Origin of the sequence: Flavobacterium sp. 2755 (genome assembly GCF_031455715.1) — a bacterium.
Classification (GTDB): Bacteria; Bacteroidota; Bacteroidia; order Flavobacteriales; family Flavobacteriaceae; genus Flavobacterium.
The window spans coordinates 55,310-70,476 of record NZ_JAVDTG010000008.1 but is presented as its reverse complement, the minus strand read 5'-3'; the positions used below and the strand labels follow the sequence as shown (position 1 = coordinate 70,476).

Here is a 15,167-nt window from a genome sequence, read left to right as displayed (position 1 = left end):
TAAGGCATATAAAAAGAAAAAAGCGTCAAAATTGACGCTTTTACTTTTGTTATTTATAAACACTTTCTTTTTTAAAGTGTACTGTCAGTAAATAGTAAACTACAGCTCTGTATTTGTGTTTGTTTGATTTTCCGTATTTTTCTAAAACCGCATGAATAGCTTCATCTAAAGCCGGAGTATCTGCTAAACCTAATTTTTTAATAAGGAAATTATTTTTAACTGTGTGAATCTCTGAATCTTGATTTCCTGCTACTGTAGATGCATCAGCATTATAAATTGCCGGCCCACAGCCAATTGTTACTTTTGTTAACAAATCCATATTTGGAGTTACTCCGCATTTGTCTTTTAAATCTGCTGCATACTTCTTAATTAATTCTTCTCTTTTGCTCATAATAAATTTAATATTGGTTACTAATTATGCAACCAAATCTAAATATTATTACGAGTTAAAACAAATATTTAACACAATTTAACTTACAAAATATTAAACAAGCTCTTTAAAGTATTGTTTTAAAATTACATCGTTTTCTGCAGTTGGAGTAAATACTTCCAGTATTCCTGGTGCGTCATTTTCATTATAAAGTTTATCTAAATTCTCATTTAGATCTTCTACATTGCTGGCTTTGTAATAATTACAGCCATACATTTTTGCTAAATGTTCAGCAGTTAATTGATGAGAAGTTTCAAAATAAGTATTAAAAACAGGCTTTTCTTCGTGTCCGGGTAAAATCCTGAAGATTCCTCCTCCTCCATTATTGATTATAATAATTTTGAAGTTTTTAGGAATATAAGAATTCCATAAAGCGTTACTGTCGTATAAAAAGCTGATATCGCCTGTTATAAAAACAGTTTGTTTTCCGCTTCCAACGGCTGATCCAACTGCTGTTGAAGTGCTTCCGTCAATTCCGCTTGTTCCTCTGTTGCAAAATACTTCAATTGAAGGATCAATTTCAATTAATTGTGCATAACGAATTGCCGAACTGTTACTAATTTGTAATTGAATATTTTTTGGAAGTGATTCGATTACTTTTTCAAAAACTTTAAAATCTGAAAATGGAATTTTCTTTAAATATTCTTCTTTTCTTTTGTTTCTTAGACTGTAAATTTTATCGATTTTCGAAAAGTAATTACTTGCTTTAAATTCTGTTTTTGGAAGCAGATCTTTAAAAAAATCATTTGGTTCCATTACAAAATGTTTACTTAAAGCATTGAATGTATCATAAGCACGTAAAGTATCTATGTGCCAGTGATGTGCAGGTTTGTATTTTCGTAAAAAAGCTTTAATACGTTTTGATACAATCATACCGCCAAAAGTGATTAAAACCTGGGCTTCTAATTCTTTAAAATCAGAATCGTCAAATGGCGTAATTAAAGTATCTATACTGTTAATAAAACTCGGATGATGTATGTTTGAAGTCGTTTCTGTAAGCACAACAATCGATGGATCATTGGCAAAGTTTTCCAGAATTTCATGATCTATGGAATTTACTTCATTTATTCCTCCAATAAGAATTAGTTTTCTTTTTGCAGAATTCCAAATAGAAACAATTTCTTCGCTGTTATCAATAATTTTGGTTGGAATTTCTTCTTCCAGCGTTGTGATTTTTGGCTCAACAGAAAGTTCTGAAACCGTTTCATATAATGGTTCTTCAAATGGTGCATTAATATGTACCGGGCCTTTTTGAAGAATCGCTGTTTCTATGGCTTTGTTAATTTTTAAGTCATTTTCTATTGAAGCATCTTCGGTTAAATTGGCATTAAAAACAGAATGATTTAAGTAGACATTTTCCTGACGAATGGTTTGTCCGTCGCCAATATCAATTTTACTCTGCGGACGATCTGCAGAAATTACTATTAACGGAATCTGGCTGTAAAATGCTTCGGCTACAGCCGGATAATAATTCAACAATGCAGATCCTGAAGTACATACAACTGCCGTAGGCTTTTTTGTCTGCATTGCGATTCCTAAAGCAAAGAATGCGGCACAGCGCTCATCGGCAATACTGTAACATTTAAAATTTGGATTTTGTGCGAAACCAATCGTCAAAGGCGCATTTCGCGAACCTGGAGAAATTATAATATTATGAATTCCTTTTGCTGAACAAATCTCGATAATGCTTTGTGCAAGCGCTATTTTGGGGTAAATCATTCTAAAATGGTGTATAATTTTTAAAGAAAATATATTGCTTAAAATTTTCTTTTGCGAATACAAAGTTACAAACTTCGCGCTTTATTTAACTTATATATTAGGAAGATATTAGGAAGATATTAAGACTGATTTTATAAAAAGGGAATATATTTGTAAAACAGAATTTCTTTATTAAAATTAACCCTTTATGCGTTATTTATATTTACTTTTTCTTTTCGTTTCGCTGCAAACCGTAACCTCTCAAAATCAATTTGCTGTTGACGGAATAACGTACAAAACGGCTCTTGAAAATGCTAAAACACAAGGCAAACCGGTTTTTGTAATGCTGTATGCAGATTGGTGTCCGCATTGTAACCAAATGAAAAAAGAAGTTTTCAGTGATCAAAATGTGATGGATTTTTTAAACAAAAATTATATCTGCATTTGGAAAAACATTGAAAAAGAAGAAGGAATGGCGCTTAAAAATAAGTTTAAAACGACTTCACTTCCGGCTTTTTTGTTTTTAGATGCCAATGAAACTCTTTTATATGCTTTAAAAGGCGAAATGAAAAAGGAAGATTTTCTGGCGGAAGCTAATTATGCTTTAAATCCTAAACTACAGTTTCCATATTTAGAAAAAGATTTTCTGGCTGATCCAAGTAATTCAACAAAGTTCTTTACTTATTTGAATACATTGAAAAAAGGAAAAGACAGAACTGAATTATCAATTCCTACTCATATTTATCTGCAGACACAATCAGATTCTCAATTGGTTAGCGAAACCAATTGGCGTGTAATTGCCAATGGTGTTACTGATATTAATTCGAGAGAATTTCAATATGTTTTAAAACATCAAAAAGAATTTGCTGCTGTGGCGTCGCAAAATCGTGTGGATCGAAAAGTAGAAAGTATTGTAAACGAATTACTTCGTCCTCTTGTGGATAATTTGGATACAATAAATTATTATAAACAGCGAGAAGTTGCCAAATCGATTCGTTTGCAAAAAACGGATTCTCTTGTTTTTAAATTTGATTTAACGATGGCAGAACGCACTGAAAAGTGGGATTTCTACAAAAAAGTGACTTTGGAAGATACTGAAAAATTGGTTTGGAATGATGCTAGTTTCTTAAAAGATATCGGTCAGACGTATTTGAAACATATTAATGATACGGAAAGTTTGAAAAAATCAATTTCGTGGGTAAAACATTCTTTAGAATTAACGGATTCTTACGACGGAAATTTACTCATCGCCCGACTTTATAATAAAATAAAAGATAAAAAACAGGCACTCAAATATGCGAAAGATGCCAAAGCTATTGGTAAAGAAATGGGTTGGAATACCAAAGATATTGATACTTTACTGACTGAATTAAATTCTAAATAAACTTTAAATAACAAACACGGATTTCACGAATTAACACTAATCTTTGTGACGTGAAATTTTAAAAGATTAAAACCATGAGCCTTATTCTTAGACCTGCAACCACAAACGATTTAGGTAAAATTCTTGATATTGTAAATCATTCTATTCTGCATACCACGGCAAATTATAGTTATGATATTCAAACTCTTGAAGTACAAACAAAATGGTTTGAAGATAAAAAAGCTAAAAATCTTCCTATTGTTGTAGCTGATTTAGATGGCGAAGTTGTTGGTTTTGGAAGTTATGGCCAGTTTCGTGAAAAAATTGGGTATCAATATACTGTTGAGCATTCTGTTTACGTGGTTGATAATGTTATTGGAAAAGGAATTGGCTCTAAATTATTAACTGAATTAATTCGTTTGGCTAAAGAACAAGGTTATCACGTTATGATTGGCGCTATCGATGCGGATAATGCGGGAAGTATTGCTTTTCATGAAAAATTTGGATTTGTAGCGACTGGAACGATTCGTGAAGTTGGATATAAATTTGATCATTGGCTTGATTTGGTTTTTATGCAGCTTATATTGGCGTAGTATTGGCACACGGATTTTACGGATTCGCTATCGAGAAGGCGCGGATTGTCACGGATTTTTTTTTCTTTCGATTTTTTGTCATTTCGAGTAAAACCTCTGTCCCTTTGCACCTTTGCCACTTTGAACCTCAAAAAAAATCCCCAAATTTGATAAATTCAAATTTGGGGATTTTTTTATTCTAAAGGAACTATTTAGCTTTTGATCCAATTGATAACTTCTGGATCTGTAACTAAAGTTTTTGGCTTAATTACTTTTACCAATTCTCCTTTTTCGTTGATTAAGTATTTTTGGAAATTCCACTCTACTTCAGAATCCTGCAATCCGTTTTTAGATTTTTGAGTTAGGAATTTGTAAACCTCACACATATCGTCACCTTTTACAGAAACTTTATCCATCATAGGGAAAGTTACACCGTAATTTTGCTGGCAGAAAGTTTCGATTTCTTTGTTTGTTCCTGGTTCCTGAGATGCAAAATTATTTGCAGGGAAACCAACAATTACAAAACCTTTGTCTTTGTATTGTTTGTAAACCGCTTCAAGATCTTTGTATTGAGGAGTTAATCCGCATTTTGAAGCTGTGTTTACGATTAGGACTTTTTTGCCTTTTAAAGAAGCAAAATCAAAAGTATTACCTGATAAATCTTCAACTTTAAACTGATAAATGTTTTCTTTTGCCATAGCTTTATCTGATTTAGATAATTTGTTTGTGCTTGTTTGAGCCTGAGTTGGTGCGCTTAATAAAAGTAAGGCACTGCATGCTATAAATAGTATTTTTTTCATTGTATAATTTTTTATAAAATTAATTAAAATCTGTATTGCTGAATATTTTTGTCGCTTTTATTTTTATTAATAATAAGTTAAATAATAAATGAAGCCCGGCGTTAATCAGACGCCGGGCTTCCCCCCATACAAACAAATCAAACCATGAATTAATTATTTGTCTCTTTTATATTTTAAATTATAGTTGATGCCCCGGTTATAATGAAAATCTTTAATCTTAATCTCACTAATTCAATTATCTATGGCGTTTATAGTGGAAATTTCAGTTCGTTTAGCATGCGTGATTAATATTATTGTTTTGATTTTCAGTTGGAAGTCCGAGGACATCAACTATTCAATATTTTTATTAAGTTCATTTTGAACGATTTCATTTTTAAAATCTTTATTGCTAAAATTTATCAGCGATAAAACAGTTGTTAAACCCACAATTAATATTTTAAATTTTTCTATCCTTCTCATAATTTTCTACTCTTAAAAAAAATCAATTTTATTAATTGCTAAATCTTTCCCTTTTCATTTTTTATCTTATAATGTTATATACGTAAGGGGTTTAATTTTGGATTTAAAAAAAGTAAAAAAAATTGCACTTTTTTTCTAAATTTTATCTGAAGCCTTTATTTATCTAAGGTTTTAACTACAAAAAAAAATATTATTTTCACAAAAAAATAAATTATCTTTATCTCAGGTTATAAGAAAATTTCGATAAAATTATGTTTAAGCTTTAAAATCCAAATCTATGAGTCAAGAAGAATTATTAGTTTTAATTTACAAAAAAGACGAAAGAGCTTTTACCCACTTGTACGATATGTACTCTAAAAGTTTATTTTCAGTCATTAATGTTTTAATCAAAAATCGTGAAGAAGCCGAAGACGTTTTGCAGGAAGTTTTTGTAAAAATCTGGAAAAATATCGATTCTTATAACGAAAGTAAAGGCCGATTTTACACCTGGATCCTTAATATAGCTAGGAATACGTCGATTGACAAGCTGAGATCCAAAAATTTTAATAACAGCCAAAAAAACCTTTCCTCGGATAATTTCGTAAATCTGTTAGATGACAGTAATAAATTAATTAATAGAATTGATACAATTGGAATTCAGGAATTCGTAAAAAAACTGAAACCAAAATGTATAGAAATTATTGATTTATTATTCTTCAAAGGATATACCCAGCAAGAAGCTTCAGAAGAATTGGCACTGCCACTGGGAACTATCAAAACACAAAACAGAAACTGTATTAACGATTTAAGAAATTATTTAAAGATATAATGGAAGCACAAGAATATATTGAATCAGGAACTCTAGAACTTTATGTTTATGGTTTATTAACCGAAAAGGAAAATCTGGAAATCGCCGAACTGGCAAAAAACAACAAGGAAGTAGACGACGAAATAATTGCGATTGAAAGAGCTATTGTGGCACTGTCATCAAGCTTCGCCCCTTTCCACTCTGTTGAAAATTTCGAAAAAATTAAAGCTCGTTTAGAACTTAAACATGGTAAAGTTGTCGAACTAAAACCTACATCAAACTGGACTCAATATGTGGGCTGGGCAGCGGCAGTTTTATTATTGTTAGGTTTTGGGTACCAAACTTTAGAATTAACTAAATCAAAAGAAACAATCTCTAAAGTTGGAAATGAGAAAAATAAAATAGAAAGAAATTATGCTTTTTTAGATCAGCAGAATAAACAAACCGAGAAAAACTTAACTATTGTAAGAGATATTAAAAATACTGGCGTAACACTTGGCGGTCAGGCAGTTTCTCCAACATCTTTTGCAAAAGTATACTGGAATCAGCAAACAAAAACGACTTATATTGATGCTGCAGGTTTACCAACTCCGCCAAAAGGAATGGTCTATCAGGTTTGGTCTTTAAAATTAAGTCCGGTATTAACGCCAACAAGTATTGGTTTACTGGATAATTTTGAAGGAAATTCACAAAAAATCTTTGCTGTGAGCCAGACAGATTCGGCAGAAGCATTTGGAATCACTTTAGAGCCGGCCGGCGGAAGCCCAACGCCTACAATGGAACAACTGTATACTTTAGGAAAAGTTTAAAACCTAAAATATTTATAAATGTAAAGCACATATTAATTACTTTTAATATGTGCTTTTTTATTTAACCAAAAACAAAACTATCCTAACCATGAACGGAACTTTACTTTTAAGAATTGCTACTGCAATAATTCTGCTGACGCATTCGGTTTTCGGAATTTTTAATAATGGAATTAACGATTTTGGAAATTTGTATTTAAACCAGATTGGCTTTGCTCCTTTTGGCGTTTTTCTAGCCTGGTCTATTAAACTATCTCATATTGTCGCCGCTATACTTTTATTGCTAAATAAATATGTAAAGCCAGCAGGATTTGTAACGATTTTTATTTTGATTATGGGAATTGTTCTGGTTCATTTTCAGGAAGGCTGGTTTGTTGTGGGCGGCGGAAGAAATGGTGTTGAATATAACTTTTTATTGATTTGTGTTTTATTGGCAATAATGTATCCAAACGGGCTTAAGTTAAATTCTAAATAATGTATCAATATGGAAATAACTTGCAAAAACTGTCATCAGGTTTATACAGGTCATTACTGTAATAATTGCGGACAAAGTGCTGAAACCCATAAAATAAATGCGCATTTTTTATGGCACGATATTCAACACGGTTTACTGCATTTTGACAAGGGAATATTATATTCCTTAAAGCAGTTATTTTCTAGACCTGGACATTCTATTCGTGAATTTATTGATGGAAAACGTGCGCGACATTTTAAACCGCTTTCGCTTGTTGTCGTTTTGGCAACGCTGTACGGTTTTATGTATCATTATTTTCATATCAATCTATATCCTTATACCAGCGATGTTAAAGGAATAGATTATGCGGAGTTTAACGAATGGACAGCAACTCATTTTTCATGGATTACAATTGCTACAATTCCTATTTATACTATTGGAACTTATATTTGTTTTAAAAAACAAGGGTATAATTTTGTTGAGTTTTTTGTGCTTAATACTTTTAAGGCCTCCCAGCGGTTATTTGCTCATATCATTACGTTTCCGCTTTTGTATTATTTCAACGGAACTTCTGAAATTCCTCTGCTTGTCAAAATTTTTTATGTAATTGATGTTCTTTTGATTTTTTGGACTAATATTCAGTTTTTTAATAAAATCTCGAAAATGAAAGCGTTATTGCTTTCGATTCTAAGTCACATTATATTTTTGGCTATTTTTTACGCTATTGTTATTATTGTAGTTTTAATAATAACTAAATTTTAAAATGAAGTATTTATAAAATAAAAAAAGGTTCAACAATTAAGTTGAACCTTTTCTTTTATATCAAAAAAACTACTTTTTTTTGCTTTTATAATATTTTCGATATTTTGGATAAGTCACAGCACCAATTACTGCAATTGTTGCTATTGAATAATAAACCCAGTTTAAAGAATGTGCTTCTCCGCTTGCATAAGAGTGTAAACCAACTAAATGGAAGTTTACTCCATAATATGTAAATAGAATCGAAATAAAGGCAAACATCGTCATTAAATTAAAGATCCATTTTCCACGCAAAGCAGGAACAAAACGAGCGTGAATTACAAAAGCATAAATCATAATCGAGATTAAAGCCCAGGTTTCTTTTGGGTCCCATCCCCAGTAACGACCCCAGCTTTCGTTTGCCCATTGACCGCCTAAGAAGTTACCGATAGTCAGCATGATCAAACCAATAGTTATCGACATTTCGTTGATATAAGTTATCTCTTTAATGTTCAACTCCATTTTAGCTTTGTTTTTCTCAGTTGTAAACAAAATCAATAGTAAAGCTACAAAACCTAAAATCATCCCTAATGCAGTTGGGCCATAACTTGCTACAATAACTGCAACGTGAATCATTAACCAATATGAATTTAGAACTGGCTGTAAATTTGCAATTTCCGGATCAATCCAGTTCATGTATGCTGCCATTAAAATCATAGCAGTAACGAAAGCAGATGAAGCTACCGTTAATTTTGATTTTCTGTCAAAAGCCAATCCAAAGAACATTGTTGACCAAGCCACATATACAATTGCTTCATACGCATTACTCCATGGAGCGTGACCAGAAATATACCAACGTGCTATTAATGCTAATGTGTGAAGCGCAAATAACAATCCAACTATAATATGAAAAGCATTTACGGTAATACGAAGCCATTTTTTCTCAAAGAAAATATTGACAATCACAAAAACAAACATAAATAGTGCTGCAGTAATATACCAATACGGTAGTTTTTGAAGAACATCATATTTATTATAAGCAATCTCTGCATCAATTTTTTGTTCACTTGGACGAACTTTTGCGCCAAACTTCTTTTGGAATCCATTAATACTTTCAACCAATTGATCAGCCGTATCCCAGTTTTTAGAAATAGAACCATTATTTAAGGCACTAAAATACAATGGGAGAATTTGATTTACATAAGTAGAATCCATTCCTTTAAAACCATTGTTATTGCGCTCTAAATACGAAACCCATTTGTGGTTTGGATCATTTGGAACAGGAAAAATTCTCAAAATACTGCCACTTAAAGCAGATTCCATCAAGTTTACTTTTTTATCTGTTTCAATATAATCTTTCTCAAACTGGTTCGGATTTCCTGCTTTATAAGCAGCATCTAAATAAGGTGACAATTTATAATTTCCGTTTTCATCGAAGAATTTTACAAACGGAGCAAATTTTGCTTCTTTGTCAATACCAATAATTTTACGAATACTGTCGTTTCCTGATTTAATATAAATAAGTGGAATCTGTATCCAAACCTGAGCATATTGTGTCATGGACAAAAATACTTGGTCAGAGTTCATTCCATTATAAGTATCACTATGGCTTACTTTTCGAAGTAATTCAGATGAAAACGTATTAATAGGTTTCATACGCCCGCCTGCATCCTGAATAATCAAACGTCCAAATTTTGCCGCATGCGCCTCCGGAGCTTTATAGATCGTTAATAACGAATCTAATTGTTTTTTACTCGGTGGAGCAACTACGTGATTAGCGTGATCGTTTGGATCTGCAGTATGATTATGATCATGCTCGTGCGAATGTACGTGAGGATTTTGCTGCGCGAAACCACTCAAACTAATCATTAAAACTAAAATGGTAATTAGTTTTTCTTTTTTCTTCTTCACATTTTCCAGTTTACGTTTTAAGTCAGCAAAACGAGAATGTTTAGTGAACATAATAGCCATTAAACCAAAGAATAACATAAAATATCCTAAATACGTGATAGAAGTTCCCCAGAAATCATGGTTTACAGATAAAACTGTTCCTTTTTCGTCTGGATCAAATGAAGATTGAAAGAAACGATATCCTTTATGGTCTAAAACGTGGTTCATATAAATATCGGCATCAAAAGTTTCTGTAGAATCCTGAACGGTAACTTTACTTTCAAAAGCAGAATAACTTTTTTCTGTTCCCGGATATTTTGTTGCGATAAAGTCATTCAATTTCACTCTAAAAGGCAAAACATACGCTTTACTTCCGTAGAATATAGAATATTCGATTTTACCAATTTTTACTGTTTTTGGTTCTCCAACGCTTCCTTTAGAACCCATTACCATTACTTCTTTTTCCTGTCCTTCAGCTTTAACTTTTAAAACTAAAGCATCTGTATGTGATTTTGCTTTGAAATCATTATTAGATTCATAATCTACTTTTCCTTTCATTGCAGGATCAGGGAAAACAATTCTAATATCTCCAATACTATATAAAGAACGCATCATTAAAGGCTGAACGTTGTCTTTAGTAACTTTTCCTTTTAACTGGTCTGCCATTCGCATAAATTCACCTTCAAAAGGAGTTTGAATCGTATATTTTTCACCAGTTGTATTAATATTGATCGCGCCTTGAGTTGGTTTGTTTAAAGCAAATAAAACATTGTGAATGTTTTGAACTTCACCCTCTTTCAGGAAATGTTCTTCACGGCCGCCTGCACCCGCTTCGACTAATTTAAGGTATAAAGTTCCTTTAGGATCAGGTTTTACTACTTCCTTAGCTCCCATTATATATTTTGAGTATGAAACTTCAAACGGAGTTTCGTCAAATTTTCCTGAAACAGAGAAATCATTATTGGTAACCGGAGAAAGTAAAAGGCTTTTTTCGAAAACCCTGCGTTTCATTTCTCCTTTATATTCACCGTCAACAAAAATGGTTATAAATGTTTTGTCTGAATAAATCTGATTTTCTGATGCACCTTCGCGAATTGGCATCATTCCTTCATAACTGATATAACGTGTAATAAAAGCTCCTAAAATGATAAAAACAAAGGCAATGTGCAGTAAAAAAGTGGCCCATTTTTCTTTTCTCAATAATTGATAACGTTTGATATTTCCGAAGAAATTAATCATGAAAATGAACATTATGGCTTCAAACCACCAGGTATTGTATATTAAAATTCTGGCTGTATCGGTATTGTATTTACTTTCGATAAAAGTTCCAACACCCATTGCAATTGCGAATGTCAAAAAAAGAACGGCCATTAATCGTGTAGAAAACAAAAAAGAGAATATTTTTTTATCCATTTTTAAGGAATTACATTGTATAAAAGTGGCACAAAAATACTTAAAAATGTTGATTTGAGGTAAATGTTATTTGTTAATAAAAACCAAATAATAGGATTGAGTTTTGGGCCACTGATCACACAGATTAAACGGATTGTTTTTTGGGTTTCTTTATTTTTTTGCCAATAAATAAAACATAAATCCGTATAAATCAGTTTAATCAGTCTAATCTGTGGGCAAACTTTCCTTCACCATATTTTCTTTAGAAAAAATAATGTTAATTTTGCGATTATGATTCGAATAACGATTATTGGTTCCGGAAACGTCGCACAGCATTTAATAAAAGCTTTTTCTGCAAGTTCACTTGTTGAAATTGTGCAGGCTTTTTCGAGAAAAAAAGAAGCTTTGAGTCATCTTTTGGATTCGGAGAAAATTGTAACCGAATTTTCCGCTTTAAAAGCCGCCGATTTATATATCATTTCAGTTTCTGATAACGCTATTGCTGAAGTTTCAAGCCGATTGCCATTTGAAAATCAATTAGTTGTTCATACTTCGGGAACAACATCCATCGATGTTTTAGATTCTAAAAATAGAAACGGCGTTTTCTATCCGTTACAAACATTTTCTAAAACTAAAAATGTTGATTTTTCGGTAATTCCGATTTGTTTAGAAACTGAAAATCAGAATGATTATAAAGTTTTAGAAGATACTGCTAAAAGCATTTCAAACGCTGTTTTTTCTATAAGTTCAGAGCAAAGAAAGGCTTTGCATGTTGCGGCCGTTTTTGTCAATAATTTCACGAATCATTTGTACCAAATTGGTCAGGAAATCTGCGAAGAACATCAAGTTCCGTTTGAAGTTTTAAAGCCTTTGATTCAGGAAACTGCCGAAAAAATAAAAACTTTAGATCCAATTGACGCACAAACAGGTCCGGCAAAACGCCACGATTCTGTCACAACCGATGCGCACTTGAATTTTATCACCAACGAAAATCAAAAAAACATTTATAAAATACTAACACAATCTATACAGCATAATGGCAAAAAGTTATAAAGAAATGATGAACGACATTACAACATTTATTTTTGATGTTGATGGCGTACTTACAGACAGTTCGGTTTTTGTAACCACAGAAGGAGAAATTCTTCGTACGATGAATATTCGTGACGGTTATGCCATGAAAGCGGCTGTAGAAAGCGGTTACCATGTCTGCATTATTTCTGGCGGAAGCAACGAAGGCGTTCGCGTAAGACTTAAAAATTTAGGAATCACCGATATTCATTTAGGAACTCCTGATAAAGTGAAAACGTTTGAAGAATATACTAGAACTTACAATATTAAACCAGAACAGGTTTTATATATGGGCGACGATATTCCGGATTATCACGTAATGAAATTAGTTAGTTTACCAGCGTGCCCGCAAGATGCGGTCCCGGAAATCAAAAATATCTGCCGTTACATTTCGCACGTAAAAGGCGGAAAAGGCGCTGCACGCGACGTTATCGAACAAGTAATGAAAGTACAGGGAAAATGGATGGAACATTTTAATGGGCAGCATGATTAGTGTTCAGTTTTTAGTGTTCAGTCGCAGTCTCAGTTTACAGTGAGTGATCTAAAAAAACTTTGAACCTTTGTCTCTTTGCCCCTTTGAACCTTAAAAAAACTTAGAATCTCAGCATCTCAGAACCTTAGCAACTTCAAAAAAAATGAAATACCTAAAACTAATTCGATATAAAAATCTACTTATGCTTGCTTTTATGCAGGTTTTATTTCGTTATGCTTTTTTAAAACAGCAGGATATTCCGCTGGCTTTAGCAGACTGGCAATACGGACTTTTAGTTTTAAGTACCGTTTTACTAGCTGCAGCGGGTTATGTCATTAACAATATTTATGATGTTGCAACAGATACAATTAATAAACCTCAGAATGTTGTAATTGGCAAAGGAATTTCTGAAACGGCGGCTTTTAATATTTACATCGGACTTAATGTTACTGGTGTTGCAATTGGCTTTGTTTTGGCTAATATTATTTTAAGACCAACATTTGCCTCACTTTTTATTCTGATTGCTTCACTGCTTTATTTTTATGCTACAACTTTAAAATCAATTATGATTTTAGGGAATTTTGTAGTGGCGGCTTTACTTGCCATAAGTGTTTTGATCATTGGTGTTTTTGACCTTTTTCCAGCTACAACTTTAGAGAATAAAGCCCAAATGGCGAGTTTCTTTTCTATTTTGACAGATTATGCACTTTTTGCTTTTATGATCAATTTTGTACGCGAGATAGTTAAAGATATTGAAGATATGGATGGCGATTACAATCAAGGAATGAATACTTTACCAATTGCAATTGGAAAAAACAGAGCTGCAAAAATTGCATTGGGATTTGCTATAATTCCGTTTATTTTATGTCTGCTTTACATTAAAAAATATTTCTTTGATAACAATCTTTTGATAGTTACGTTTTATACATTCGCTTTTGTTTTGGCACCTTTATTATATTTTATTGTAAAAATATTCGGCGCTAAAAGCAAAAATGATTTTCACCATTTAAGTACCGTTTTAAAATTGATTTTATTCTTCGGAATTTTATCAATCCTTATTATCAGCTTAAACCATCAATACCTTCAAAACCATGCTTAAAGAAAAACTCAAAAAATATAAAATTATCCTGGCTTCGGGATCGCCGCGCAGACAGCAGTTTTTTAAGGATTTAGATCTTGATTTTGAAATTCGCTTAAAAGATGTGGAAGAAATTTATCCACCAGAATTAAAAGCAGTCGAGATAACTGATTTTTTGGCTCAGCTAAAAGCCGATGCATTTAAGGATGAATTAAAAGAAAACGAAATATTAGTAACAAGCGATACGATTGTATGGCATCAGAATAAAGCTCTTGGAAAACCAAAAAGTGCCGAAGATGCTTTTGAAATGATCAAATCAATGTCTGGTACAACGCACGAAGTTATTACGTCTGTTTGTTTTCAAACCAATACCGCTTCTACCCTTTTGCACGATATTACAAAAGTTACTTTCAAAGATTTATCTGATGAAGCCATTTTATATTATATCGAAAATTACAAACCTTATGATAAAGCCGGAGCTTACGGGATTCAGGAATGGTTTGGTTTTATGGCAGTTACAAAAGTAGATGGTTCTTATACCAATGTTATGGGACTTCCAACGGCTAAAGTTTACGAATATTTGAGTACTTTAGTGTAAAAATTTATTTATGTTTTCTTTTAAAGGATATACTCAGGAATTATTTGCAACCTTTATTCTAATTATTGCTTTAATCGCTTTAAGAATGATTGTTGCCAAATTAATCCGACGCTACGCATCTTCAAGTCAGCTATTAGAACATCGTACTAATTTGGTAATCAAATACATTCATATTTTGATGAATATTTTGGTAACACTTAGCTTAATTGTGATTTGGGGCGTTAATACTGAGGATATTTTTTTAACCGTTTCCTCAATTGCAACCGTTATTGGCGTTGCGATGTTTGCGCAATGGTCGATTTTGAGCAATATTACTTCGGGAATGATTTTGTTTTTTTCGTTTCCTTTTAGAATTGGCGATACCATAAAAATTCACGATAAAGATTTTCCTATTGAAGCTGAAATAGAAGACATTAATACATTTCATATCAGCCTGAGAACAAAAGAAGGTGAAAAGATTATTTTCCCTAACAATCTGCTTTTGCAAAAGGGAATTTCGATTATGCCGGCACACTACGAAGAGAAAGAATTTTTTGATTAATTTTTGAATGGGAATTTT

Annotated in this window: 15 protein-coding genes; 11 read left to right on the top strand and 4 right to left on the bottom strand. The window is 32.2% G+C overall.

Features of this window, described 5'->3' with window-relative positions; genetic code table 11:
* Positions 1-49: 49 nt before the first annotated feature.
* On the bottom strand, positions 50-391 hold the full coding sequence (locus J2Y38_RS17995) for a DUF2853 family protein (RefSeq protein WP_309845212.1): 342 nt from the start codon (positions 389-391) through the stop codon (positions 50-52).
* A 93-nt stretch (positions 392-484) separates the two neighbouring features.
* Positions 485-2,149 carry a 2-succinyl-5-enolpyruvyl-6-hydroxy-3-cyclohexene-1-carboxylic-acid synthase gene (gene menD / locus J2Y38_RS17990; RefSeq protein ID WP_309845210.1) on the bottom strand — a complete coding sequence of 555 codons (1,665 nt, stop codon included), beginning with the start codon at positions 2,147-2,149 and terminating at the stop codon, positions 485-487.
* 187 nt (positions 2,150-2,336) lie between these two features.
* On the opposite strand from menD, the gene J2Y38_RS17985 reads away from it, so the two are divergent.
* Together J2Y38_RS17985 and J2Y38_RS17980 are read left to right on the top strand one after the other, a co-directional pair.
* Positions 2,337-3,512 carry a thioredoxin family protein gene (locus tag J2Y38_RS17985; protein WP_309845208.1) on the top strand — a complete coding sequence of 392 codons (1,176 nt, stop codon included), beginning with the start codon at positions 2,337-2,339 and terminating at the stop codon, positions 3,510-3,512.
* Between the two features lie 74 nt (positions 3,513-3,586).
* Entirely contained in the window at positions 3,587-4,084 is a 498-nt protein-coding gene (locus J2Y38_RS17980) for an N-acetyltransferase family protein (protein WP_309845206.1), read from the top strand.
* Between the two features lie 191 nt (positions 4,085-4,275).
* Here the strand turns inward: J2Y38_RS17980 and J2Y38_RS17975 are convergent, their stop codons facing one another.
* Entirely contained in the window at positions 4,276-4,863 is a 588-nt protein-coding gene (locus J2Y38_RS17975; protein ID WP_256634975.1) for a glutathione peroxidase, read from the bottom strand.
* 736 nt (positions 4,864-5,599) lie between these two features.
* Here J2Y38_RS17975 and J2Y38_RS17970 point away from each other — a divergent pair.
* The 4 genes from J2Y38_RS17970 to J2Y38_RS17955 all read left to right on the top strand — a co-directional run bounded on the left by J2Y38_RS17970 (position 5,600) and on the right by J2Y38_RS17955 (position 8,131).
* A complete protein-coding gene (locus J2Y38_RS17970; protein WP_053473258.1) occupies positions 5,600-6,130 on the top strand; it encodes an RNA polymerase sigma factor in 531 nt (176 codons plus the stop codon).
* Positions 6,130-6,918 carry an anti-sigma factor gene (locus J2Y38_RS17965; RefSeq protein ID WP_309845200.1) on the top strand — a complete coding sequence of 263 codons (789 nt, stop codon included), beginning with the start codon at positions 6,130-6,132 and terminating at the stop codon, positions 6,916-6,918. The genes J2Y38_RS17970 and J2Y38_RS17965 overlap by 1 nt, the downstream gene beginning before the upstream one ends.
* Positions 6,919-7,006: 88 nt before the next feature.
* The gene (locus J2Y38_RS17960; protein WP_309845197.1) at positions 7,007-7,390 is read left to right on the top strand and encodes a DoxX family protein; all 384 of its coding nucleotides are present in this window, start codon (positions 7,007-7,009) and stop codon (positions 7,388-7,390) included.
* A 9-nt stretch (positions 7,391-7,399) separates the two neighbouring features.
* A complete protein-coding gene (locus tag J2Y38_RS17955; protein ID WP_309845195.1) occupies positions 7,400-8,131 on the top strand; it encodes a DUF3667 domain-containing protein in 732 nt (243 codons plus the stop codon).
* Positions 8,132-8,200: 69 nt separating this feature from the next.
* Here J2Y38_RS17955 and ccsA read toward each other — a convergent pair whose 3' ends face one another.
* Complete coding sequence (gene ccsA / locus J2Y38_RS17950) at positions 8,201-11,410, bottom strand: cytochrome c biogenesis protein CcsA (protein WP_309845191.1); 3,210 nt, start codon at positions 11,408-11,410, stop codon at positions 8,201-8,203.
* A gap of 270 nt (positions 11,411-11,680) precedes the next feature.
* Between ccsA and J2Y38_RS17945 the strand changes: the two genes are divergently transcribed.
* The 5 genes from J2Y38_RS17945 (at position 11,681) to J2Y38_RS17925 (ending at position 15,149) form a co-directional block, all read left to right on the top strand.
* The gene (locus tag J2Y38_RS17945; protein WP_309845188.1) at positions 11,681-12,442 is read left to right on the top strand and encodes a DUF2520 domain-containing protein; all 762 of its coding nucleotides are present in this window, start codon (positions 11,681-11,683) and stop codon (positions 12,440-12,442) included.
* Positions 12,426-12,953, top strand: coding sequence for an HAD-IIIA family hydrolase (locus J2Y38_RS17940; RefSeq protein WP_309845185.1), 528 nt, complete (start codon positions 12,426-12,428; stop codon positions 12,951-12,953). The genes J2Y38_RS17945 and J2Y38_RS17940 overlap by 17 nt, the downstream gene beginning before the upstream one ends.
* Before the next feature lie 142 nt (positions 12,954-13,095).
* Positions 13,096-14,031: a geranylgeranylglycerol-phosphate geranylgeranyltransferase gene (locus J2Y38_RS17935; protein ID WP_309845183.1), complete on the top strand. Its 936-nt coding sequence runs from the start codon at positions 13,096-13,098 to the stop codon at positions 14,029-14,031.
* Positions 14,024-14,608: a Maf-like protein gene (locus J2Y38_RS17930; protein ID WP_309845181.1), complete on the top strand. Its 585-nt coding sequence runs from the start codon at positions 14,024-14,026 to the stop codon at positions 14,606-14,608. Before J2Y38_RS17935 ends, J2Y38_RS17930 begins: the two co-directional genes overlap by 8 nt.
* Before the next feature lie 10 nt (positions 14,609-14,618).
* Positions 14,619-15,149 carry a mechanosensitive ion channel domain-containing protein gene (locus tag J2Y38_RS17925; RefSeq protein WP_309845178.1) on the top strand — a complete coding sequence of 177 codons (531 nt, stop codon included), beginning with the start codon at positions 14,619-14,621 and terminating at the stop codon, positions 15,147-15,149.
* The last annotated feature ends 18 nt before the right edge of the window (positions 15,150-15,167 follow it).